16 protein-coding genes and 1 pseudogene are annotated in these 24394 nt (G+C 72.7%); 2 read left to right on the forward strand and 15 right to left on the reverse strand.

The window, feature by feature from the left end; translation table 11 throughout:
- From ACIP98_RS29775 to ACIP98_RS29795, 5 genes and pseudogenes are all read right to left on the reverse strand, one after another.
- A pseudogene (locus ACIP98_RS29775) lies at window positions 1–104 on the reverse strand (ketol-acid reductoisomerase); the annotation flags it as partial.
- A gap of 76 nt (window positions 105–180) precedes the next feature.
- A complete protein-coding gene (ilvN, locus tag ACIP98_RS29780) occupies window positions 181–708 on the reverse strand; it encodes an acetolactate synthase small subunit (RefSeq protein WP_319659806.1) in 528 nt (175 codons plus the stop codon).
- 32 nt (window positions 709–740) lie between these two features.
- Complete coding sequence (locus ACIP98_RS29785) at window positions 741–2618, reverse strand: acetolactate synthase large subunit (protein ID WP_319659807.1); 1878 nt, start codon at window positions 2616–2618, stop codon at window positions 741–743.
- 212 nt (window positions 2619–2830) lie between these two features.
- A complete protein-coding gene (locus ACIP98_RS29790) occupies window positions 2831–5653 on the reverse strand; it encodes an EAL domain-containing protein (RefSeq protein WP_401978912.1) in 2823 nt (940 codons plus the stop codon).
- Window positions 5654–5935: 282 nt separating this feature from the next.
- Complete coding sequence (locus tag ACIP98_RS29795; RefSeq protein WP_319659809.1) at window positions 5936–6889, reverse strand: 2-hydroxyacid dehydrogenase; 954 nt, start codon at window positions 6887–6889, stop codon at window positions 5936–5938.
- Between the two features lie 56 nt (window positions 6890–6945).
- Between ACIP98_RS29795 and ACIP98_RS29800 the strand changes: the two genes are divergently transcribed.
- Together ACIP98_RS29800 and ACIP98_RS29805 are read left to right on the forward strand one after the other, a co-directional pair.
- Complete coding sequence (locus tag ACIP98_RS29800) at window positions 6946–7938, forward strand: aldo/keto reductase (protein WP_319659810.1); 993 nt, start codon at window positions 6946–6948, stop codon at window positions 7936–7938.
- A gap of 70 nt (window positions 7939–8008) precedes the next feature.
- Window positions 8009–9217, forward strand: coding sequence for a PQQ-dependent sugar dehydrogenase (locus ACIP98_RS29805; protein WP_401978964.1), 1209 nt, complete (start codon window positions 8009–8011; stop codon window positions 9215–9217).
- A gap of 158 nt (window positions 9218–9375) precedes the next feature.
- Here ACIP98_RS29805 and ACIP98_RS29810 read toward each other — a convergent pair whose 3' ends face one another.
- From ACIP98_RS29810 to ligA, 10 genes are all read right to left on the reverse strand, one after another.
- Window positions 9376–12423, reverse strand: coding sequence for an AAA family ATPase (locus ACIP98_RS29810; RefSeq protein ID WP_401978965.1), 3048 nt, complete (start codon window positions 12421–12423; stop codon window positions 9376–9378).
- 50 nt (window positions 12424–12473) lie between these two features.
- Window positions 12474–12725 (reverse strand): hypothetical protein, encoded by a 252-nt coding sequence (locus ACIP98_RS29815; protein ID WP_319659813.1) that lies wholly within the window; start codon window positions 12723–12725, stop codon window positions 12474–12476.
- A gap of 116 nt (window positions 12726–12841) precedes the next feature.
- On the reverse strand, window positions 12842–13504 hold the full coding sequence (locus ACIP98_RS29820; protein WP_319659814.1) for a hypothetical protein: 663 nt from the start codon (window positions 13502–13504) through the stop codon (window positions 12842–12844).
- Between the two features lie 17 nt (window positions 13505–13521).
- Window positions 13522–15726, reverse strand: coding sequence for an MMPL family transporter (locus ACIP98_RS29825; RefSeq protein ID WP_401978913.1), 2205 nt, complete (start codon window positions 15724–15726; stop codon window positions 13522–13524).
- A 255-nt stretch (window positions 15727–15981) separates the two neighbouring features.
- The gene (gene gatB / locus ACIP98_RS29830; RefSeq protein WP_319659819.1) at window positions 15982–17490 is read right to left on the reverse strand and encodes an Asp-tRNA(Asn)/Glu-tRNA(Gln) amidotransferase subunit GatB; all 1509 of its coding nucleotides are present in this window, start codon (window positions 17488–17490) and stop codon (window positions 15982–15984) included.
- Between the two features lie 24 nt (window positions 17491–17514).
- Entirely contained in the window at window positions 17515–17754 is a 240-nt protein-coding gene (locus tag ACIP98_RS29835) for a hypothetical protein (protein ID WP_319659821.1), read from the reverse strand.
- A gap of 88 nt (window positions 17755–17842) precedes the next feature.
- On the reverse strand, window positions 17843–19336 hold the full coding sequence (gene gatA, locus ACIP98_RS29840) for an Asp-tRNA(Asn)/Glu-tRNA(Gln) amidotransferase subunit GatA (RefSeq protein ID WP_319659823.1): 1494 nt from the start codon (window positions 19334–19336) through the stop codon (window positions 17843–17845).
- 5 nt (window positions 19337–19341) lie between these two features.
- Entirely contained in the window at window positions 19342–19638 is a 297-nt protein-coding gene (gene gatC / locus ACIP98_RS29845; protein ID WP_319659825.1) for an Asp-tRNA(Asn)/Glu-tRNA(Gln) amidotransferase subunit GatC, read from the reverse strand.
- A 205-nt stretch (window positions 19639–19843) separates the two neighbouring features.
- A complete protein-coding gene (locus tag ACIP98_RS29850; RefSeq protein WP_319659827.1) occupies window positions 19844–21952 on the reverse strand; it encodes a bifunctional diguanylate cyclase/phosphodiesterase in 2109 nt (702 codons plus the stop codon).
- A gap of 213 nt (window positions 21953–22165) precedes the next feature.
- Window positions 22166–24394, reverse strand: a complete 2229-nt coding sequence (gene ligA / locus ACIP98_RS29855; RefSeq protein ID WP_319659829.1) for an NAD-dependent DNA ligase LigA — start codon at window positions 24392–24394, stop codon at window positions 22166–22168.

Below are 24394 nucleotides of genomic sequence, written 5' to 3' on the forward strand. Positions count from 1 at the left end.
GACAGCGCGTGGGCGTGGCCCTGGCTCCCGTAGCCGATGACCGCGACCTTGCGGCCCTGGATGATGGACAGGTCGGCGTCGTCGTCGTAGAACAGCTCGGCCACTTGGGGTCTCTCCTTGGGATCTCGCGGGTTGCCCACACAGTACGTCCGTGGGCGCGGAACTAGTCTTGCGGTCTCGCTATGCGGTCCGGTCGAGGGCACGCAGGGAGCGGTCGGTGATCGAGCGGGCGCCGCGGCCGATCGCGATCGTGCCGGACTGGACGAGCTCCTTGATGCCGAAGGGCTCCAGCATCTTCAGCATGGCCTCCAGCTTGTCGGCGCCGCCGGTGGCCTCGATGGTGACCGCCTCCGGGGAGACGTCGACGGTCTTGGCCCGGAACAGCTGCACGATCTCGACGATCTGGGAGCGCGACTCGTTGTCGGCGCGCACCTTCACCAGGACGAGCTCGCGCTGGACGGCGGAACCGGGCTCCAGCTCGACGATCTTCAGCACGTTGACGAGCTTGTTGAGCTGCTTGGTGACCTGCTCCAGCGGGAGGTCCTCGATCACGTTCACCACGATGGTGATACGGGAGATGTCGGGGTGCTCGGTGGTGCCGACGGCGAGGGAGTCGATGTTGAAGCCGCGGCGGGAGAACAGGGCGGTGATCCGGGCGAGGACACCGGGCTTGTTCTCCACCAGGACGGAGAGCGTGTGCTTGGACATGTCGCGTCGTTCCTCTGCTTCTCTCTCGGTCCTCAGTCGTCCGCCGCGTCGCCGAAGTCCGGACGGACGTCGCGGGCGGCCATGATCTCGTCGTTGGAGGTGCCGGCGGCGACCATCGGCCACACCATGGCGTCCTCGTGCACGATGAAGTCGACGACCACGGGGCGGTCGTTGATCGCGTTGGCCTTCTCGATGACCTCGTCGAGGTCGGCGGGGTCCTCGCAGCGCAGGCCCACGCAGCCCATGGCCTCGGCGAGCTTCACGAAGTCCGGGACACGGGTGCCGCCCCGCGGGCTCTCGCTCGCCCCCGTGTGGGAGCCGCTGCCCGCGTTGGTCTCGCCGCCGTGCAGGACGGTGTTGGAGTAGCGCTCGCTGTAGAACAGCGACTGCCACTGGCGGACCATGCCGAGGGCGCCGTTGTTGATGATGGCGACCTTGATGGGGATGTTGTTCAGCGCGCAGGTGACCAGTTCCTGATTGGTCATCTGGAAGCAGCCGTCGCCGTCGATCGCCCACACGGTGGAGCCGGGCATACCGGCCTTGGCGCCCATCGCGGCGGGCACGGCGTAGCCCATGGTCCCGGCGCCGCCGGAGTTGAACCAGGTGTTGGGGCGCTCGAAGGAGATGAACTGCGAGGACCACATCTGGTGCTGGCCGACGCCGGCGGCGAAGAGGGTGCCCTCCGGGGCCAGCTCGCCGATGCGCTGGATGACCTGCTGCGGGGACAGGCTGCCGTCGGCGGGCAGGTCGTAGCCGAGCGGGTAGGTGTCGCGCAGGCCGTTGAGCAGCTTCCACCACTCGGTGTAGTCGCCGCGGTGGCCGGCGTCGTGGTCGGCCTGGACGGCGACGATCAGGTCGGCGAGGACCTCGCGGGCGTCACCCACGATCGGCACGTCGGCGACCCGGTTCTTGGAGATCTCCGCCGGGTCGATGTCGGCGTGGACGATCTTGGCGTACGGGGCGAAGGAGTCCAGCTTGCCGGTGACCCGGTCGTCGAAGCGGGCGCCGAGGGCGATGATCAGGTCGGCCTTCTGCAGCGCCGCGACGGCGGAGACCGAGCCGTGCATGCCGGGCATGCCGACGTGCTGGGTGTGGCTGTCGGGGAAGGCGCCCAGCGCCATCAGCGTGGTGGTCACCGGGGCGCCGGTCAGTTCGGCGAGGATGCGCAGCTCGGCCGTGGCGCGGGCCTTCAGGACGCCGCCGCCGACGTACAGCACCGGGCGCTTGGCCTCGTTGATCAGCCGGGCGGCCTCACGGATCTGCTTGGCGTGCGGCTTGGTCACCGGGCGGTAGCCGGGCAGGTCGGTGACCGGCGGCCAGGAGAACGTCGTCTGCGCCTGCAGGGCGTCCTTGGCGATGTCGACCAGGACCGGTCCGGGGCGGCCGGTGGAGGCGATGTGGAAGGCCTCGGCGATGGTCCGCGGGATGTCGGCGGCATCGGTGACCAGGAAGTTGTGCTTCGTGATCGGCATGGTGATGCCGCAGATGTCCGCCTCCTGGAAGGCGTCGGTGCCGATCGCCTTGGACGCCACCTGGCCGGTGATCGCGACCATGGCGACGGAGTCCATGTGGGCGTCGGCGATCGGGGTGACGAGGTTGGTGGCACCGGGACCGGAGGTGGCCATGCAGACACCGACCCTGCCGGTGGCCTGCGCGTACCCGGTGGCGGCGTGTCCGGCGCCCTGCTCGTGACGGACCAGGACGTGGCGCACCTTGGTCGAGTCCATCAGCGGGTCGTACGCCGGAAGGATCGCGCCACCCGGGATGCCGAACACCGTGTCGGCGCCGACCGCCTCCAGCGAGCGGATGAGGGACTGGGCGCCCGTGACGCGCTCGGCGGTGACGGGCTGCGGCGCGGCGCCGCGGGCCCGCGGCTGCGGGTGGTGGGCCCCGGTGGCCTGCTCGGTCATCTGCTTCTCATCTCTCAGAAGTTTGAGGGTGGAGAGGGTGGTATGTCTGGATCCCAGGCAACAAAAAACCCCTCGTGCCCAGGGGCAAGCGAGGGGAGCGCGTCGGTGCATTCCACGAGGCGGGATGAGGCCCCGGGTCAGCCGACGCGCTTTCCAAGTACGAGAATTCGGGTGCGCATGGCACTGACCTTCCTCCTCGGGCCTGCGGGGTGTCAAGCGGGTGGGACGGGCGTCTCAGCATTCGAGAGAACCTCGTCCGGGACGCGTGTGCCCTGTGCGGGGGTCCTGCCGCCGGCCAGGAGCGCCGTCTCGCCGGGGACGGGGTAGCCGCCGCGGGTCAGCGAGGAGCGCAGCCGGTGCTCGTCCAGGGGCCCCGAGAATGCCATGCCCTGCCCGTGCGTGCAGCGCATCTCGCGCAACGCGAGCACTTGCTCGGGGCGGTCCACCCCCTCGGCCACCGACCGGATGCCGAGATCCTCCGCGATGCCCAGCAGACCTGCGGTGATCTTGCGCAGCCGGGCGGACTCCGCGACTCCCTCGGTGAGGCTCCGGTCCAGCTTGAGGACGTCCAGCGGCAGCCGCCGCAGGGCGTTCATCGGCGCGTAGCCGGTGCCGAAGCCCTCCAGGGCGATACGTACGCCGAGACGGCGCAGCGCGGTCAGCCGGCGCTCCAGCTCGTCGAAGGAGATGCGCGGGTCCTGGTCGGCGAGCTGCAGCACCAGGGCGCCCGGCGGCAGCTCGTGCTGGTGGAGCAGCGCCTCGATGTCCTTGGTGGGCAGCTCGCGGTGCATCAGCCGGCGGGTGGAGAGCCGGACGGCGACGGGGACCGGGAGGCCCGCCGTGTGCCGCTGGGCGGCCTGGCGCACGGCCTCCTCCAGCAGCCAGCGGGCCAGCTGGGAGGTGCGGTCGGTGTCCTCGGCGACCCGGAGGAACTCCGCGGGGGTGAAGAGGATGCCCTGGGCGGAGCGCCAGCGGGCCTGTGCCTCGACTGCGGTGACCTCGCCGCTGCACAGGTCGACCACCGGCTGGTGGAGCAGCGCGAACTCGCCGTCGCGCAGCGCCGAGCGCAGGCGTCCGGCCAGCTCGGCGCGGCGCACGACCTCGGCCTGCATGGCCGGTGCGTACATCTCCACCCGGCCCTTGCCGGCCTGCTTGGCCCGGTACATCGCCAGGTCGGCGTTGCGCAGCAGCTCGCCCGGGCTGACGCCGGCGTCGGCGAAGGCGACCCCGATGCTGGCGGCCACCCGCACCTCCGTGCCGTCCACGCGGTACGGCTCGGACAGCGCGGCCCGCAGCCGGTCGGCCACCTCGTGCACCTGGTACTCGCGCAGATGGCGGTCGGCGCTGGTGCCGCAGATGAGGGCCGCGAACTCGTCGCCGCCGAGGCGGGCCGCGGTGTCCCCGGCGCGCACCGATTCCTGGAGCCGGCGGGCGGCCTGGACGAGCAGCTCGTCGCCGGCCTGGTGGCCCACGGTGTCGTTGACCGCCTTGAAGCCGTCGAGGTCGATGAAGAGCACCGCGGTGGTGCCGGGCTCGCCGTCGCCCGAGCGGCGGCCGCCGAGCGCCTGCCGGATGCGCTCGGTGAACAGGGCGCGGTTGGGCAGGTCGGTGAGCGGGTCGTGCGAGGCGTTGTGCTGCAGTTGCGCCTGCAGCCGGACGCGCTCGGTGACATCGCGGCTGTTGAAGATCAGGCCGCCCTGGTAGCGGTTGACGCTGGACTCGACGTTGAGCCAGCTGCCGTCGCCGTGGTGGATGCGGCACTCGATGCGGGTGGCGGGCTCCTGCGCGGGATGCGCGGCCAGGAAGCGGCGCACCTCGTGCAGTACGCGCCCGAGGTCGTCGGGATGGATGTGGGAGGCGAACTCCGTGCCGACCATCTCCTCCGCCTCCCGCCCGTACACACCCGTGGCGGCGGGGCTGACGTAGCGCAGCACGCCGGTGGGCGAGGCGATCATGATGACGTCGCTGGAGCCCTGCACCAGGGACCGGAAGTGGTTCTCCTTCTGGGCGAGCTCCTGGGCGAGGGAGATGTTGTCGAGCAGCATGATGCCCTGGCGCACCACCAGGGCGAGGACCACGGTGCAGCCGGCGAAGAGCACCACGCGGTCGATCTTCCGGCCGTCGATGGCGTTGTAGAGGATCCCGAGCACGCAGACCGCGGCGGCGAGGTACGGCGTCAGCGCGGCCAGGGAGCCGCTCGCGCGGCGCGGCTGGGGCGCGGGGCGCCGCTCGACGGTCTTCTCCCGGCTGCCCACCCAGGGCGCGTACGCCAGCAGCATGCTGCCCGCGAACCAGCCCGCGTCGAGGATCTGGCCGGAGCGGTAGTGCTCGCGCAGCAGGGGCGAGGTGAACAGGGCGTCGCACAGCACGGTCAGGGCGAGCGAGGCGATGGCCGTGTTGACCGCCGCGCGGTTGGCCGAGGAGCGCCGGAAGTGGAGCGCCAGCACCATGCTGACCAGCAGGATGTCGAGCAGCGGGTACGCCAGCGACAGGGCGATGCGCGCGGTGCTGCGCCCTTCCCACAGCGCGGCCTGGGCCAGGGCCAGAGTCCAGGACAAGGTGAGCAGCGACCCGGCGATGAGCCAGGCGTCCAGCCCCAGGCAGACCCAGCCGGCCCGGGTGACCGGGCGCTTGGCGAGCACGAGCAGGCCGATGATCGCGGGCGGGGCGAAGAGCAGGAAGCAGAAGTCGGCGAGCGAGGTGCGCGGCACGTCCTCGCGCAGCACGACCTCGTACCAGCCCCAGATGCCGTTGCCGAGCGCGACCATGGCGGAGGAGACGGCGAACAGCACCCAGGCGGGCCGCTGCCGGCGGGCCACGGTGCGGACGTACGCCAGGCACGAGACGGTGGCCGCCAGGGCGGCGCCGGAGAGCCCGAAGTCCCCCATCACCACGGCCAGCTCCGCGGAGCCCCATCCGAGGGCGGCACCGGTCGCGTAGCCGCCGCAGAGCACGGCCACGACGAGCTGCGGCAGGAGCGCCGCCCGGCCGTCCGGGACCGCCGCCCCCGCGAGAACCGCCCCTTGGGCACTCACGGCGTCGTCCGGGAATGCCGTGAGCGCTCCCGGCGTGGTGTGCCGTGGTCCCGCTTCCGGTGCTCTCTCCATTGGCCGCACATCGCCCGTCGCCCCCCATCAAGTCCTGAGCCGTCCCGCGCCCGTTCGCGGCATTCCATGCCACGCCGGTCGCGTTCCCCCAATCCGGGACGATACACCAGAGTGGTCACTCAGGGACATAGTTCCTCTACACAGCGTGACCGGCAAGAGGATCCGGAGGGGCTTTCAGTCACCGGGTGCCACAAGGGAGTTAAGGGCCCGTCAGGTCGTGGTCACGATGTTGGCCAGGTTCTCGCCCGCCGCGAACCGGCGCAGCTGCTCGCGCAGCAGCAGCTTGGCCCGGGGAAGGAAGGCGGACGTACTGCCGCCGACGTGCGGGCTGATGAGGACGCCGGGGGCGTGCCAGAGCGGATGCCCGGCGGGCAGCGGCTCGGGGTCGGTGACATCGAGTGCCGCCCGCAGCCTGCCGGTCGTCAGCTCGGCGACCAGGGCGGCTGTGTCCACCACGGGCCCGCGGGCGACGTTCACCAGGAGGGCGCCGTCCTTCATCCGGGCCAGGAACGCGGCGTCCACCAGCCCCCGGGTGGCCTCGGTCAGCGGGGTGGACAGGACGACCACGTCGGCCGCGGGCAGCAGCGCGGGCAGGTCCCCCAGGGCGTGCACCGGGCCGCGCGGGGAGCGGCGGGCCAGACGGGCGACGCGGACCACGTCGCACTCGAAGGGGGTGAGCCGGTCCTCGATGGCGGCGCCGATGGAGCCGTAGCCGACGATCAGGACGGTCCTGTCGGCCAGGGCCGGGTAGAAGCCGTCGTGCCACTCCTCGGCGTCCTGCCCGCGCACGAAGCGCGGGACACCCCGCAAGGACGCCAGGGTGAGCGTCAGGGCCAGCTCCGCGGTGCTCGCCTCGTGCACACCGCGGGCGTTGCACAGGCGCACGCCGGACGGGAGCGCGGGCAGGTGCGGCAGCACGTGGTCCACGCCCGCGCTGAGCGTCTGCACCACCTGAAGACCCGTCATCCGCGGGAGCGGGCGGCCGACGACCTCCGCGCCCTTCATGTACGGCACGACGTAGAAGTCCGCCTCCGCCGGGTCGCCGGGGTAGTCCTCGGCGCCGTCCCAGAAGAGGTAGTCCACGGTGTCGGGGAGCCCCTCGATGCCCTCGGCGGGGATCGGCAGCCATGCGGTGGGTCGGTGGTTCCGGGTGATGTCAGCCATGGTCAGGAGGCTATGACACAGTGGGGCGGCGCGAGAGGTCAGCGGAGGTCATCCAAGTGGAGCGCAGGACGGTCGGGGCGGCGGCTCTCGAGGTGGGCGCCGTGGGACTGGGGTGCATGCCGATGAGCTGGGCGTACACCACCTCGCAGCAGGACGGGGAAGCGTCCTTGCGGACCGTGCACGCGGCGCTCGACCGGGGGACGACCCTGCTGGACACCGCGGACATCTACGGTCCGTTCACCAATGAGCTGCTGCTGGGGCGGGTGCTGAAGCAGCGCCGGGACGAGGTGTTCGTCTCCACCAAGGGCGGGCTGCTGGTGGGCGAACAGCACCTGGTGGCCAATGGGCGGCCCTCCTATGTGCGGCGGGCCTGCGACGCGTCGCTGCGGCGGCTGCAGACGGACGTGATCGACCTCTACCAACTGCACCGGGCCGATCCGGAGGTGCCGGTCGAGGAGACCTGGGGCGCGATGGCGGAGCTGGTCGCGGCCGGCAAGGTGCGCGCGCTGGGCTGGTGCGCGGTGGGCGCGCGGGCGGCTCGCCGCGCCGGGTCCCGGACGTACGACGAGACGCTCGCCCATCTGCGCCGGGTGCAGCAGGTGTTCCCGGTCAGCTGTGTGCAGGCCGAGCTGTCGGTCTGGTCGCCCGAGGCGCTGGCCGAGCTGCTGCCCTGGTGCACGCAGCGCGGGATCGGCTTCATGGCGGCGATGCCGCTGGGCAACGGCTTCCTGACCGGCACCCTCACCCCGGGCCAGGGCTTCGAGCGCGACGACTCACGGGCCCGGCATCCGCGGTTCACCGCCGAGATGATGGCCGCGAACCAGCCGATCGTGGCGGGGCTGCGCCGGGTCGCCGAGGCGCACGGCGCGACGCCGGCGCAGGTGGCGCTGGCCTGGGTGCTCGCGCAGGGGCCGCAGGTGGTGCCGGTGCCGGGGGCCAAGCGGGAACGGTGGGCGGCAGAGAACGCCGGGGCGGCCGAACTCACCCTGACCACGGAGGACTTCAACGAGATAGCCGGCCTGCCGCCGGCGCGCGGCTCCTGGGACTGAACGCGCGGCCCTCCCGCTTTCCCGCCACGGCGGGAACCCGCAACGGCCGGGCGGTGTAGTGACAGATGTGATGTGCTGGAAGTCCGTGCCGCAGGACCACCGGGAGGGAAGCGTGGGACGCCGTGCCGCCGTCGTCACCGCCGCGCTGGCCAGTGCCGCGCTGCTGACGACGGGATGCTCGTCCGCCGGGGACCCGTTGACGCCCCCGGCGACCTCCGCCCCTGCCTCCTCCTCGGCCGCCCCGGCCCCGCCGCCCGGCGGCACGGAGGCGCCCGCCGCGCCCGCCAAGGGCTCGGCAGAGGTCGTCGGCACCGTCGCGACCGGGCTGAACACCCCGTGGGGCGTGGCCGTCCTGCGGGACGGCGGGCTGCTGGTCGCCTCGCGCGACACCGGCAGGATCGCCCGGGTGGACCCGGACACCGGCCGCACGACCCTGGCGGGCACCGTGCCCGGGGTGTCCTCGGGCGGCGAGGGCGGCCTCCTCGGGCTGGCGGTCTCCCCCGGCTTCGCGACCGACCACCTGGTGTACGCGTACTTCACCACCGACTCCGACAACCGCATCGCCCGCATGCTGTACGACCCGGCGAAGCCCGCCGGTGAGCAGCTCGGCGCCCCCGACACCATCGTGCGCGGCATTCCGCACGGCGCCATCCACAACGGCGGCCGGATCGCCTTCGGCCCGGACGGCATGCTGTACGCGGGCACCGGCGAGAGCGGCGACCGGGGCCTGGCCCAGGACAGGAAGTCCCTCGGCGGCAAGATCCTGCGCATGACCCCGGACGGCGAGCCGGTGCACGGCAATCCCCAGGCGGACTCGCTCGTCTACTCCTACGGCCACCGCAATGTGCAGGGCCTGACCTGGGACGCCCAGGGGAGGTTGTGGGCCTCGGAGTTCGGCCAGGACACCTGGGACGAGGTCAACCTCATCGAGCCGGGGAAGAACTACGGCTGGCCCGTCGTCGAGGGCCTCGCCCACCGCGCGGGCTACGCCGACCCGATCGCCACGTGGCACACCGACGAGGCCTCGCCCAGCGGCATCGTCTGGGCCAAGGGTTCCTTGTGGATGGCCTCGCTGCGCGGCGCCCGGCTGTGGCGCATCCCGCTGGCGGGCACCAAGGCGGCGGCGAAGCCGCAGGCCTTCCTCGTCGGCACGTACGGGCGGCTGCGCACGGTCGTGGCCGACCCCGACGGCGATCTGCTGCTGACGACGAGCAACACCGACGGCAGGGGTGAGCCCCGCAAGGGCGACGATCGCATACTGCGGCTGAAGGTCGGCTGACGGCGCCACCCCGGCGGTGCCATGTTCGGCGCGCCGCAGGAGCTGTTCGTGCCGTGACGACGGCACACCGAGGACGGGCGCAGCGGCTGGAGCCGGCACGGGACGAGGCCGGCGACGCCGATCCGGGCCGCGGAAGCGGGGGCGGAAGCCGGGGCGGGTCAGGCCCGTACGTCGGGGAAGAGGCGCAGGCGGTGGGCGAGGGCGGCGGCCTCACCGCGGCCGGAGACGCCGAGCTTGGCCAGGATGTTGGAGACGTGCACGCTCGCCGTCTTCGGCGAGATGAACAGCTCCTCGGCGATACGGCGGTTGGTCCAGCCCGCGGCGACCCTGCGCAGCACCTCGCGCTCCCGCGTCGTGAGGCCGAAGGGCTCCGGCTCCTCCCCGGGCGGCTCGGCGGAGTGGGTCCCCGGATCGTCCAGCGCGAGGCGTCCGCGCCGGGCGAGGAGTTCCACGGCCTCGGTCAGCGGCGCCGCACCCAGGGCCGCGGCCGCCTCACGGGCCTGACGGAGCAGTACGGCCGCGTGGTCGCGGGCCTCGGGACCGCCCTCGGCGAGCAGCGCCTCGGCGTGCCGCAGCCGTACCTGGGCGAGCGGATGGGGACGGTCCAGCGCGCCGAACGCCTCCTCGGCGGCCGCCCAGGGCGCGGGGTCGGTGCCGCCCTCGGCGCGCGTCAGTTCGGCGTCGACCAGCTGGGCGTACGCCGCCCACACCGGGGCGAGGCGGGGCAGCCGGGACGCGGCTCCGCGGATGAGCGCGAGCGTCGCGGCCCGGTCGGCGTCGGCGCCCGGCAGGCCCAGCGCGTCGGCCTCCACGGCGGCGGCGGTGTGCAGCAGGGGCCAGGCGTACCGGTGGACGGCGGCCGGGAAACCGGCGGCCAGCGCGGCGCGCACCTCGGCACGGGCTTCGAGGAAGCGCCCGCGTCCGGCCGCCACGGCCACCGTCAAGTGGCGCAGCGGCACGGTGTTCTGCGGCTGGTGGTCCTGGGCGCCCAGGTGCTCCCGGGCAGCGGCGATCCGGGCCTCGGCCGCCGCGTGGTCGCCGCGCAGGACGGCGACGTGGGCCAGGAGCATCGCCGCCCAGCCGAGATAGAGGGCGTGCTCGGAGGTGTCGCGGCCGTGGGTGGCCAGGGCTGCCGCCTCGTCCCAGCGGCCGAGGGCGAGCAGGGACTCGGCCTCGTTGGCCGCGGCGAAGGCGGCACCGTCGCGCAGTCCGTGGCACCTGGCGTTCTCGACGCCCCGGCGTGCGACGGCCACGGCCTCCTCGGAGCGGCCCACCGTCTCCAGCGCGGCCGCCAGATTGGCGTCCGCGTTGACCACGAGGCCGGCGTGGCGTCCTGAGGCCGCCGCCTGCTCACGTGCCGCGGTGAGCTCGGCCAGGCCGCCGTCCGCGTCGCCGCAGGCGCCGCGCAGGACGCCCAGGGTGATGCGGGCGCGCAGCTCGGTCTCCTCCGCCCCGACGAGCCGGGCCAGTTCGGCGGCGCGCTCCGCGGTGCTGATGCTCTCCGGCCCCGGGTCGTGCAGCATGCCCCAGCCCGCGGCGGTCTCCAGCACCTCTGCGTGGACGGGTGACGGCGGCAGCCCCTCGACCAGTTCCTCGGCGCGGGAGATCTCCGCCCATCCGTCACCGCGCCCCATCGCCGCCATCAGCCGCGACCGCTGGATCCAGAACCAGGCGGCGCGCAGCGGGTCGTCGTCCCGCTCCAGCAGGCGCAGGGCGCGCTTGGTGACGTCGTACGCGCCTTCGCGGTCGGCGCTGAGACGGGCGGCGACGGCGGTCTCGGCGAGCAGGTCGAGGTAGCGCAGGGGCGTGCCGGCGGGGTCGCAGCCGCACGGGGGGTAGACCTCGACGTAGTCCATCGGCCGCAGTGCCGCGCGGACCTCCCGCGGGGCGTCGTCCCACAGTTCCAGGGCGCGTTCGAGCAGGCCGTGCTGCTCGGCGTAGGCGTGCCGGCGCCGCGCCTCGACCGAGGCGCGCAGCACGGCGGGCAGCGCGCGGGTCGGGTCGTGGGCGTGGTACCAGTAGCTCGCGAGCCGGGCGGGCAGCTCGTCGGCCGGTACGAGGGCCGGCTCGGCCTCCAGCGCCTCGGCGTACCGGCGGTTGAGGCGGCTGCGCTCGCCGGGCAGCAGGTCGTCGCCGACCGCCTCGCGGACCAGCGAGTGCCGGAAGCGGTAGCCGTCGCCGTCCTCGGTCGGTATGAGGATCTTGGCGCCGACGGCGGACCGCAGCGCCTCCAGGAGTTCGTCCTCGCCGAGCCCGGCCACGGCGGCGAGCAGTGAGTGCTCGACGGTGGAGCCGCCCTCGGCGACGACGCGGGCGACCCGCTGCGCGGTCTCGGGCAGCGTCTCCACGCGCACCAGCAGCAGGTCGCGCAGGCTGTCGCTGAGTCCGGTGCGGCAGCCCTGGGTGATGCTGCAGGCCAGTTCCTCGACGAAGAAGGGGTTGCCGTCGGAGCGTGCGAAGACCCGCTCGACCAGCGACGGCGTGGGCTCGGCGGCGAGGATGCCGGCGACCTGGGCCCGCACCTCGGCCCGGCTGAAGCGGGACAGCTCGATGCGCTCGACGGTGCGCATGCGGTCGAGTTCGGCGAGGAAGGGCCGCAGCGGGTGGCGGCGGTGGATGTCGTCGGAGCGGTACGTGGCCAGGACGACCAGCCGTCCGCGGGACGCCGATCGCAGGAGGTAGGCGAGGAGTTCGCGGGTGGAGCGGTCCGCCCAGTGCAGGTCCTCCAGGGCGATGACGAGGGTGCGGTCCTCGGACAGCCGCTCCAGCAGGCGCGCGGTGAGGTCGAACAGCCGGGCGCGGCCGTCCTCGTCGTGCCGCTCCCGCGGTGCGTCGGGGCCGTCGGCCCGTCCGATCCCGGGGAGCAGGCGCGCCAGTTCGCCCTCGCGGCCCGCCGCGGCGGCGATCAGCTCGGCGCCCAGCTGCCGGTGCAGGGCCCGCAGGATCGTGGCGACGGGGGCGAACGGCAGTCCGTCCGCGCCGATCTCCACGCAGCCGCCGACGGCGGTGACCGTGCCGGGACCACAGGCCGCCGCGAGGAACTCCTCCACCAGCCGGGTCTTGCCGACCCCCGCCTCGCCGCCGATGACCAGCGCCTGCGGCTCGCCCGCGTGAGCGCGGGCGAGCGCGGAGGCGAGCCGGGTCAGTTCGCGGTCACGACCCACGAACACCGGGCTGACGGACTGGTTCTGCACGGTCCCGAGCATCGCACGGGGGTCCGACAGAGCGGTACCGGATTGCGCCGGCACCACGACGGTCATCCGGCCGCCCCCAGTCCGCGCAGCCGCCTCCCGCGCCGGGCCGGCCCGTCGGGCCGGGGCCCCGCTTCGTGGGGGGCGGCCTCGGTGCCGCCGCGGCGCGCGGTCCGGCGGGCCTCGCGCGTGGCCCGGCGCGCCGCGCGTGCCAGGCGGAACTCCTCGGCCTCGCGCAGCAGTTCCTCGCTGCGGGCCCGGCCGAGCATCTCGTGCAGGTACATCGCCGACTCCTTGGGGACGGGGCGGATGGTCAACCGGCTTCCTTCTCCGGTGACTTCAGCCTCGTCCCCAAGGCGGGGGCGCCGCATCGGGCAACCTCCCAGGCTTCGGCGGCCGGGATGCCTTAGGCGGCTCCGGCAGGTGCCCAGGTTCAGCCGCCGCTGCCGGCGGGGGCGGTCGCGGCGGGCACGGTGGGCAGTGAGGCGAACAGGTCGAAGTACATGCCGACCGCTATGAGCAGGCCCAGGACGCCCAGCACCAGCCCGCCCCAGGCGAGGGCGCGCGTCCACGGCGCGGAGTCGCGCACGGCGAGCAGCACGACCCCGGCGACGATGAGGGCCACCAGCGCGAAGCCGCCGTTGACCGCGGCCACGGTGTGCCACGGCGCGGCGTATATCTGGTTGATCTGCTCGGCGGGGCTCGCGGAGGAGGCGCCGATCTGCCCGACGAGCTCACGGCGGGCGGACAGGACGGTGCCCATCCAGGTGCCGGTCAGGGAGACCAGGCCGAGGGCGGCGCCCACGACGGCCGCGGCGCCCGGCAGGACGGCGGAGGAACGGGCGGCGGGGGCGTCCCCGTTCCCCTCGTCCGCGGCGAGCCCGTCGTCCTCGTCGGTGTCCTCGTCGTCGGCGTCGGCGGCGTCCTCGGCATCCTCGGCATCCTCGACGGGCGCCGCGTTCCCGGTGGCCTTGGTGCTCTCGGTGCTCGTGCTGTTCTCGATGCGCGCGTTCTTCTCGGCGGCGTCGTCTGACACGGTCTCCACGGCGTCGGTGGTCGTGTCTGTTGCCGCGTCCGCGGTCTTGATGGTCTCCATGAGCGGCAACCGTAGGGTCAAATTCTGAGAACTTCCTGAGAATCAGCGCTTTCGGGCCCATCGGCACCGGAGCAAGTGCCTTGCGGGCCCTCGATGCAGATCCGCGGCAGGCGCCGGTCCAGCCATTCCGGCAGCCACCAGTTCCACCGCCCCGTCATGTGCATCAGCGCCGGGACCAGCAGCGTCCGCAGGACGAAGGCGTCCAGGGCGACGGCGGCGGCCAGGCCGATGCCGAACATCGCGATGACCCGGTCACCGCTGAGGACGAAGGCCAGGAAGACGGAGACCATGATGACCGCGGCGGAGTTGATCACGCGGCTGGTCTCGGCCAGTCCGACCCGGACGGCACGGCGGTTGTCGTGCGTCTCCCGCCACTCCTCGTACATGCGGCTCACCAGGAAGACCTGATAGTCCATCGAGAGCCCGAAGAGCACCGAGATCATGATCACCGGCAGGAAGGGCTCGATCGGCCCCGCGGCCCCGAGCCCCAGCAACTCGCTGCCCCAGCCCCACTGGAAGACCGCCACCACGATGCCGAAGGAGGAGGCGACCGCGGCGATGTTCATGACCGCCGCCTTCAGAGGGATGCCGATGCTGCGGAACGCCAGCAGCAGGAGCACGCAGCCGAGTCCGACGACCGAGCCGACGAACAGCGGGAGTTTGCCGACGATCACCGAGGCGAAGTCCGCGTAGCCCGCGGTGACACCGCCGACGTAGACCTGCAGCGAGCTGCCCTCGGTGGCCTCGGGGATGACGTCCTGGCGCAGGTGGGCGACGAGCCGGTCGGTGGCCTGGTCCTGCGGGGCGGTGGTCGGGACGACGTCCACGACGTTGAGCCCGTTGCCGTGCTGCGCGGACTCCGGGTGGACCGCGGCGACGCCCTCGGTGCGCCGCAGCACGTCGGTGAGCCGTTCCAGGGCCGCCCGGTCGGCCGCGTCGCCGGACGTGGCGACCAGTTGCAGCGGCCCGTTGAAGCCGGGCCCGAAGCCGTCCGACAGCATGTCGTACGCCTGCCGGGTGGAGGTCCCCGCGGCGTTGTTGCCCTGGTCCGAGGCGCCCAGGTGCAGGGACATGGTGGGCACGGCCAGGAGCAGCATCACGGCGGCGGCGACCGCCCCGAGGATCCGGGGGTGCCGCTCGACGAAGGCGGACCAGCGGGCGGCGAAGCCGGTGGGCAGCTCCGGCGAGGCGCCGTGTTCGGCGAGCCGGCGCCGTTCCCGGCGGCTGAGCGCCCTCGTGCCGATCACGCCGAGCAGGGAGGGAAGCAGCGTCACCGAGGCGGCCACGGTGAGGATCACGGTCAGCGAGGCGGCGACGGCGACGCCGTTGAGGAAGGACAGCCGCAGGATCAGCATGCCGAGCAGCGCCACGCACACCGTGCCGCCCGCGAAGACCACCGCCCGCCCGGTCGTGGCGACCGCCTTCTCCGCGGCCTCGCGCACCGACAGGCCCTGTTTCAGCCCCCGGCGGTGCCGGGTGACGATGAACAGGGCGTAGTCGATGCCGACACCCAGTCCCACCAGCATGCCGAGCATCGGCGCGAAATCGGCCACCCGCATCAGGTGGCCGAGCAGTTCGATGGCCATGTACGCGGTGCCCACGCTGACCAGCGCGGTGATGATCGGCAGGAACATCGCGAAGAGCGAACCGAACGCCAGCAGCAGCACCACGGCCGCGACGGCGACGCCCACGACCTCGCTGATGTGTCCGCCGCCGCCCTCGGTGAGCGCGATGGCGCTGCCGCCCAGCGCGACCGTGGTGTCCGCGTCGGCGGCCGCCTTCGCGGTGTCGACGACCTTCCGCACCTCGTCCGCGTGCAGTTCCTCCGACGGCTGGTCGAACATCACCGTGGCGTACGCGGTACGGCCGTCCCGGCTGATCTGCTCGGCGCCCTGGGCGCCGTACGGGCCGGTGACCGAGGCGACCCCGGGGAGCGCCGCGACCTCCTCCAGGGCTCCGGTCAGCCGTTCCTTGACGGGCGCCGCGCTGACGGTGCCCCGGACGGTGTGCCAGACGATGGTGTCGCTGTCGCCCGAGGAACCGGGGAACGCCTCCTTGAGCAGGGCGGTCGCCCTGCTGGAGTCCGTGCCCTTGATGTCGTAGTCGTTGGAGTACGCGGAGCCGGCAACGAGTGCCGCCCCGGACAGGCCGACGAGGGCGGCCAGCCACAGGACGACGACGAGGAGACGGCGGTCGAGGCACCATCGGGCCAGTGCAGCCATATCTGCTCTTCCCTGGAGGTTGCGCGGATCTTTCCGGGAGCAGAAGGCCCCACGAAGAACACCACGTTCGCCCTCGACTGAACCAGGAAGAAGTGATCGTTTGCCGCTTTCGTGCGCCTAATCACACCTCTTGATGGGAATTTAACTCGGCCCTACACGCCGCGGACCTGCGACGACGCCGAAGGGGCGGACCCCCGCCCACGGGAGCCCGCCCCTTCCTGCGATGCCGTGCCGGCCATTTCGGCCGCGCCGGGATCAGCCCTGCACGCCGAGCTTCTCCAGCACCAGTTCGCGGACACGCTTGGCGTCCGCCTGGCCGCGGGTGATCTTCATGACGGCGCCGATGAGGGCGCCGGCCGCGGCCAGGTTGCCGCCGCGGATCTTGTCGGCGACCGCCGCGTTGGCCGCGATGGCCTCGTCGACGGCCGCGCCGAGCGCGCCCTCGTCCGAGACGACCTTCAGGCCCCGCTTGTCGACGACCTCGTCCGGGCCGCCCTCGCCGTCCAGCACGCCCTCGATGACCTGGCGGGCCAGCTTGTCGTTGAGCGAGCCCTCGGCCACCAGCGCCGACACCCGGGCCACCTGGGCCGGCGTGATCGGCAGCGCGGTCAGCTCCACGCCGTCCTCGTTGGAGCGGCGGGCCAGCTCGCCCATCCACCACTTGCGGGCGGAGGCCGCGTCGGCGCCCGCCTCGATGGTGGCGACGATCGGGTCGATCGCGCCCGCGTTGAGCACCGACTGCATCTCGTGGTCCGAGATGCCCCAGTCCTCCTGGAGGCGCTTGCGGCGCACGCGCGGCAGCTCGGGGAGGCCCGCCCGTAGTTCCTCGACCCACTCCCGGGCCGGGGCCACCGGGACGAGGTCGGGCTCCGGGAAGTACCGGTAGTCCTCCGCCTCCTCCTTGATGCGGCCGGAGGTGGTGGAGCCGGTGTCCTCGTGGAAGTGCCGGGTCTCCTGCACGATCGTGCCGCCCGAGGAGAGCACCGCGGCGTGGCGCTGGACCTCGAAGCGGACGGCCCGCTCGACGCTGCGCAGCGAGTTCACGTTCTTGGTCTCGCTGCGGGTGCCGAACTTCTCCCGGCCGATGGGGCGCAGCGACAGGTTCACGTCGCAGCGCATCTGGCCCATCTCCATGCGTGCCTCGGACACGCCCAGCGCCTTGATCAGCTCGCGCAGCTCGGTGACGTACGCCTTCGCGACCTCGGGCGCGCGCTCACCGGCGCCCTCGATCGGCTTGGTGACGATCTCGATCAGCGGGATGCCGGCGCGGTTGTAGTCCAGCAGCGAGTGCGAGGCGCCGTGGATCCGGCCGGTGGCGCCGCCCACGTGGGTGGACTTGCCAGTGTCCTCCTCCATGTGGGCGCGCTCGATCTCCACGCGGAAGACCTCGCCGTCCTCCAGCTGCACGTCGAGGTAGCCGTTGAAGGCGATCGGCTCGTCGTACTGGGAGGTCTGGAAGTTCTTGGGCATGTCCGGGTAGAAGTAGTTCTTCCGGGCGAAGCGGCACCACTCGGCGATCTCGCAGTTGAGCGCGAGGCCGATCTTGATGGCGGACTCGACGCCCGTCGCGTTGACGGCCGGGAGCGCGCCGGGCATGCCCAGGCACACCGGGCACACCTGGCTGTTCGGCTCGGCGCCCAGGGTGGTGGAGCAGCCGCAGAACATCTTCGTCTTGGTGCCGAGCTCGACGTGGACCTCAAGGCCCATCACCGGGTCGTAGGACGCGAGCGCGTCCTCGTAGGACACCAGGTCCGTGACGGTCACAGTTCGATACCTCTCAGTTCCCCGTCAGGATGACAAGACGTCGTCGTCGCCGAGCCGCCGCAGCTGGCGGACCAGCAGGGCGACGCCGGTCGCGATCGCCGCGGCGCTGACGACCGCGTCGATCAGCAGCAGCGTGTCGCTCTCGGCCCGGCCCTTCTTCACCTGCCGCGCCACGCTCACCGCGCCGAAGAGCGTGGTACCGATCGACAGGTACGTGCCGGACTTGCTCTTCTTGAAGCCCTTGGCCTTCTCGAGCTTGCTCACTGCGCCTCCTCGCTCGCTTCTCCGCCCGCACGGCGAAGAGGTGCGGCTTTCGTGGTCGTCTGCGGGCCGGCGGCCGTGCGTGCGACGCTCACAGGATCGGTGCCTCCTCCAGCAGCGGGTGCCCCCAGCGTGCGGTGAAGGCCGCCTCGACGGCCGCACCGACACGGTAGAGCCGGTCGTCGGCCATGGCCGGGGCGATGATCTGCAGCCCGACCGGGAGACCGTCCTCGGACGCGAGGCCGCAGGGCACCGACATGGCGGAGTTGCCCGCCAGGTTGGCCGGGATGGTGCACAGGTCGGCGAGGTACATCGCCATGGGGTCGTCCACGCGCTCCCCGATCGGGAAGGCGGTGGTCGGGGTGGTCGGCGAGATCACCACGTCGACCTGCCCGAAGGCACGCTCGAAGTCCCGCGAGATCAGGGTGCGGACCTTCTGGGCGCTGCCGTAGTACGCGTCGTAGTAGCCGGAGCTGAGCGCGTACGTGCCGAGCATGATGCGGCGCTTGACCTCGGGGCCGAAGCCGGCCTCGCGGGTGAGGGCGGTGACGTCCTCGGCGCTGCGGGTGCCGTCGTCGCCGACCCGCAGGCCGTAGCGCAGGCCGTCGAAGCGGGCCAGGTTGGACGAGGCCTCGGACGGCGCGATCAGGTAGTACGCGGCGAGCGCGTACTGGAACGACGGGCAGGACAGCTCCACGACCTCGGCGCCGAGCTCGCGCAGCAGCTCCACGGAGTCGTTGAACCGCTCCATGACGCCGGCCTGGTAGCCCTCGCCCGCGAACTCCTTGACGACGCCGACCCGCAGGCCCCTGACGTCGCCGTTGCGCGCGGCCTCCACGACCGGCGGGACCGGCGCGTCGATGGAGGTCGAGTCCATCGGGTCGTAGCCCGCGATGACCTCGTGCAGCAGCGCGGCGTCCAGGACCGTGCGGGCGCAGGGTCCGCCCTGGTCCAGGGAGGAGCTGAACGCCACCATGCCGTAGCGGGAGACACCGCCGTAGGTCGGCTTGACGCCGACCGTGCCGGTGACGGCGGCCGGCTGGCGGATGGAGCCGCCGGTGTCGGTGCCGATGGCCAGCGGGGCCTGGAAGGAGGCGAGGGCGGCGGAGGAGCCGCCGCCGGAGCCGCCGGGGATCCGGGTGAGGTCCCACGGGTTGCCGGTCGGGCCGTAGGCGCTGTTCTCGGTGGACGACCCCATGGCGAACTCGTCCATGTTGGTCTTGCCGAGGATGACGATGCCGGCCTGCCTGAGGCGGGCGGTCAGCGTCGCGTCGTACGGCGGGATCCAGCCCTCGAGGATCTTGGAGCCGACGGTCGTCGGGATGCCCTTGGTGGTGAAGATGTCCTTCAGGGCCAGCGGGACGCCCGCGAGGGGGCCCAGCTTCTCGCCTGCGGCACGCTTGTCGTCGACGGCCTTGGCCGCCTTCAGGGCGCCCTCGGTGTCCACGTGCAGGAAGGCGTGCACCTTCTCGTCGACCGCGGCGATGCGGTCCAGGTGGGCCTTGGCGACCTCGACGGCGGAGGTCTCGCCGGAGGCGACGGCGGCCGCGGTCTGCGCGGCGGTGAGCCTGGTCAGTTCGCTCATCGTGATCAGTCCTCCCCCAGGATCTGCGGCACCTTGAAGCGCTGCTGCTCCTGTGCGGGGGCGCCGGACAGCGCCTCCGCCGGGGTCAGGCTGGGCCGGACCTCGTCAGGGCGCATGACATTCGTCAGCGGCAGCGGGTGGGAGGTCGGCGGTACGTCCTCGCCGGCCACCTCGGCGACGCGGGCGACCGCGCCGATGATGGCGTCGAGCTGTCCGGCGAAGTGGTCGAGCTCTTCGTCCTTCAGCTCAAGACGCGACAGCCGTCCGAGGTGGGCGACCTCCTCGCGCGTGATGCCTGGCATGCAGCGATCCTCTGGGGGTGAGTTCGGTCTTTTCGCGCCCAATCCTATGGGCGCGGGCACCCCGGGGGCGAAACGGTTTGCGCTTCCCGCCGTCCGCGGGGCCGTCAGGCCGCTCCTGGGACCCGTGGTACCCCTGTGGCGGACGGGGCCGCGGCGCCGGATTCCCGGGGCGCGGCGGTAGGCCGCCCGGGCGCCCGCGGCCCGGTCACTGGGCGTCGGGGACGGCGGCGCGCTCCTTGGCGGCTTCCAGCTCGGCGGGCCGGTGCCAGCCGACGTGGCTGCGCAGCCGGAGCCAGGCGGTGGCCTCGTCCGGGGGCATGGCGGCGGCGACCAGCCACCCCTGGATGGCGTCGCAGCCGAGGTCGCGCAGGCGCTCCCAGGTCAGGTCGTCCTCGACGCCCTCCGCCACGACGAGGAGGCCGAGGGAGTGCGCGAGATCGATCGTGCAGCGCACGATCTCCGCGTCCTCGGCGTCGACCACGAGGCGGGCGACGAACGAGCGGTCGATCTTGAGTTCGCTCACCGGCAGGCGCCGGAGGTGGACCAGGGAGGAGTAGCCGGTGCCGAAGTCGTCCAGGGACATCTTCACGCCGTGACCGGTGAGCCCGGCCATCGTGTCCGCGGCGCGCTGCGGGTCGTCCAGCAGCACGTGCTCGGTGATCTCCAGCTGCAGCGCCCCCGGCGGGACACCGTGCCGGGCCAGCCGCGCCGCGACGGCCCCGGCGAAGCCCGGCGAGTGGACGTCGCGCGGGGAGACGTTGACCGCGACGGGCACGTCGAGGCCCATCGCCCGCCAGCGGGCCACCTGGCCGAGCGCGGTCTCCAGGACGTACTCGGTCAGCTGCGGCATCAGCCCGGAGGTCTCGGCGATGGCGATGAACTCCTCGGGGCTCACCCGCCCCCGCTCCGGATGGACCCAGCGCACCAGCGCCTCCAGGCCGGCGACATGGCCGTCGAAGCGCACCTTGGGCTGGTAGTGGAGCTCGACCTCGCCCCGGTCCAGGGCGCGGCGCAGGTCGCCGAGGAGGCCGAGCCGGTCGGGCGTGTTGCCGTCGCGGGAGGACTCGTAGACCTCGACCCCGCTGCGGTCACGTTTCGCCTGGTACATCGCGACGTCGGCGCGGCGCAGCAGACCCTCGGCGTCGGAGGCGTGGTCGGGGAAGACGGCGACCCCGGCGCTGGCTTCCAGCACCAGGGTCAGGCCGTCGAGACTGAGCGGTGAGCCGAGCGCCGCGACCAGGGCCCGGGCGATGCGCTGGGCCCGGGTGGGCGAGTCGCAGGTGGGGAGGAGCACGGCGAACTCGTCGCCGCCGAGCCGGGCGGCCTCGGCGCCGCGCGGCAGGGCCAGCCGCAGCCGGTCGGCTATCTGCAGCAGCAGGCGGTCGCCGGCCATGTGGCCGAGGGTGTCGTTGACGGAGCGGAACTTGTCGAGGTCGATCAGGACGAGCGCGGTCCGTGCGCCCTCGCGGTCGGCTTCCTCGAGCGCGGCCCAGGTGCGTTCCAGCAGCCACTGACGATTCGGCAGGCCGGTCAGCGGATCGCGCAACTGCTCCTCGGCACGCGCGTGGGCGATCCACAAGGTGGAGTCCAGTGCGATGAGCGGCACGGCGAACAGCGGGAGCAGCAGCGGCAGGTCGGCCGCCACGATGATGATCAGCGGGGAGATCCCGAGCAGCGCCACACCGACGAAGCCCTGGCGTATCAGGGCGGTCCTGGCCACCGTCGGCAGGGCGCCGGCGCGCGGCACGATCGCATACCACAGGAGGGTCCGGGTCGCAGCCAGGTAGGCCAGCGCGGCGCCGAACACCGACGGGATCGCTCCCATCCCCCAAGTGGCGGGTTGCCAGGGCTGTTCGACGGTCGGGTGGATGCCGAACCCGGACAGCGCGAGCGAGGCCGCGCCGATGCCGAGGATGTCCACGGCGCCGTGCATCATGGCCTGCCGCCAGCGGTGCCGGCGGGCCGTGCCGACCAGCACCACGACGGACAGGCTCACCAGGACCGCGGGCACCCAGCCGTACAGCAGCAGCATCGCCAGGGTCAGGGCGGCGCCGGAGCCGGTCCCGCCCCACCAGCGGTCGCGGCCCATCGCGACGAGGTGACCGACGATGATGCCGGTGAGCACGGCGAACGCCCAGCCCACGTCACCGCCGGGGAAGAACGCGGCACCGTCCAGCACCATCCGGACGACACCCACGGCAAGGGCCGCCGTGGCCGCGCCCAGGACCGCGTAGCGCAGTGCCGCGGCAGGCAGCACCGGCACGGTCTGCCGGCGCAGCCGTGGCGCCGGTCCGGCGCTGTCCGTCGGTTCCATGCCCGTCCCTCTCGCAGCCGCGTGTGCCGTCGAACCACACGCCTGCCCGCGGCGTGGAGCCGCGGAACCGCTGCAGGGCTGATGCCCGGAAGGCGCGCCTCTCAACAGTAGGCCGCTGAAGGCTGTCACGGGCACCGATCGGCGGGGGTTGCCCGAATGGATCCCAGCCACCCGGATCGTTCTGGTATGGGCCGAACGGGTGGTGATGGGCCGTCACTCGGCGGGGTTGACGGTGGCCTCCCGGGCGGCGTCCGCGCCCTGCTCCAGCAGCACGGCGAACCCGGCCTCGTCCAGGATCGGCACCTTGAGCTGCACCGCCTTGTCGTACTTGGAGCCGGGGTTGTCGCCCACCACCACGAAGTCGGTCTTCTTGGACACCGACCCGGTGACCTTGGCGCCGCGGCCGGTCAGTTGGTCCTTCGCGCCGTCGCGGGTGTGCGTGGCGAGGGTGCCGGTGACGACCACGGTCAGACCCTCCAGGGGACGCGGCCCTTCCTCCGAGCCCTCCTCGGTGAAGCGGACACCGGCCGCCTTCCACTTGCGCAGGATCTCGCGGTGCCACTCCTCCTCGTACCACTGCTTGAGGGAGGCCGCGATGATCCCGCCGACCCCGTCCACACCGGCCAGCCGCTCCTCGTCCGCGGCGAAGACGGCGTCCAGGTCGCGGAACTCGCGGGCGAGCGCCTCGGCGGCGACAGGGCCGACGTGACGGATCGACAACCCGGTGATGATCCTGGCGAGCGGCTGCTCCTTGGCCTTCTGGATGTTCTCCAGCATGGCCACGGCGTTCTTCTTCAGCTCGCCCTGCTGGTTGGCGAAGACCGCTACGACCTTCTCCTCGCCGGTCTCCGGGTCGCGCTTGGGCAGACCGCTGTTCTGGTCCAGCACATGGGCGCGGATGGGCAGCAGTTGTTCGGGGGTGAGGTCGAACAGGTCACCCTCGTCCCGCAGCGGCGGGTCGGAGGGCTCCAGCGGGCCGGTGAGCGCGGCCGCGGCGACATAGCCGAAGTTCTCGATGTCCAGGCACTTGCGTCCGGCCAGGTAGAAGACCCGTTCCCGGATCTGCGCCGGGCAGCCGCGCGCGTTGGGGCAGCGGAGGTCGATGTCGCCCTCCTTCATCGGCCGCAGCGGGGTGCCGCACTCGGGGCACTGCGCGGGCATGACGAACGCGCGCTCGCTGCCGTCGCGCAGGTCGACGACCGGGCCGAGGATCTCCGGGATGACGTCGCCTGCCTTCCGCAGCACGACGGTGTCGCCGATGAGCACACCTTTGGCCTTGACCACGTCCTGGTTGTGCAGGGTGGCGAACTCGACCTCGGAGCCGGCCACCGTGACCGGCTCGACCACGGCGTACGGCGTCACCCGGCCGGTGCGGCCGACACCGACCCGGATGTCGACCAGCTTGGTGTTGACCTCCTCCGGGGCGTACTTCCAGGCGATGGCCCAGCGCGGCGCACGGGCGGTGGAGCCGAGCCGCCCCTGCAGGGGGATCTCGTCCACCTTGACGACGATGCCGTCGATCTCGTGCTCGACGTCGTGGCGGTGCTCGCCGTAGTAGGCGATGGCCTCCTTGACCCCGGCCATCGTGCCGACGACGCGGGCGTACTTGGTGGTGGGCAGGCCCCACTCGTGCAGCAGTTCGTAGGCGTGCGACTGGCAGTCGATCGTGAACCCCTCGCGGGCGCCGATGCCGTGCACCACCATGTGCAGCGGCCGGCTCGCGGTGACCCGCGGGTCCTTCTGGCGCAGGGAACCGGCGGCGGCGTTGCGCGGGTTGGCGAAGGGCTTGTCGCCCCCCTCGACCAGACGGGCGTTGAGCTCCTGGAACTTCTCCATGGGGAAGAAGACCTCGCCGCGGATCTCGACCAGGGCGGGCACCCGCTCCCCCGCCAGCCGGTCGGGGATCTCGGCGATCGTGCGCACATTGGGCGTGATGTCCTCGCCGGAGCGGCCGTCACCGCGGGTGGCGGCGCGCACCAGACGCCCGTTCTCGTACGTGATGTTGACGGCGAGGCCGTCGACCTTGAGCTCGCACAGGAAGTGGTAGGTGCCGCCGTCGCCGGCCGGGGGGCCGAGCTCGCCGGCGAGCCGGTCCGCCCAGGCGTCGAGCTCCTCCTCGGTGAAGGCGTTGTCGAGGGAGAGCATCCGCTCGCGGTGCTCGACCGAGGTGAACTCGGTCTCATAGGCGCCGGCGACCTTCTGGGTGGGCGAGTCCGGGGTGCGCAGCGAGGGGTGCTCGTCCTCCAGCGCCTCCAACTGCCGCAGCAGCTTGTCGAAGTCGGCGTCGCTGACGACCGGCTGGTCCTTGACGTAGTAGCGGAAGCGGTGCTCCTCGACCTGCTCGGCCAGTGAGGCGTGCAGCTCGCGCGCGCCCGCCGGCACGTCCTCGTTCCTGGCGCCCTCGGGGATCTCGGAGTTCTCCACGTACACGTCCTTCCTCAC

Origin of the sequence: Streptomyces sp. NPDC088354 (genome assembly GCF_044753585.1) — a bacterium.
Classification (GTDB): domain Bacteria; phylum Actinomycetota; class Actinomycetes; order Streptomycetales; family Streptomycetaceae; genus Actinacidiphila.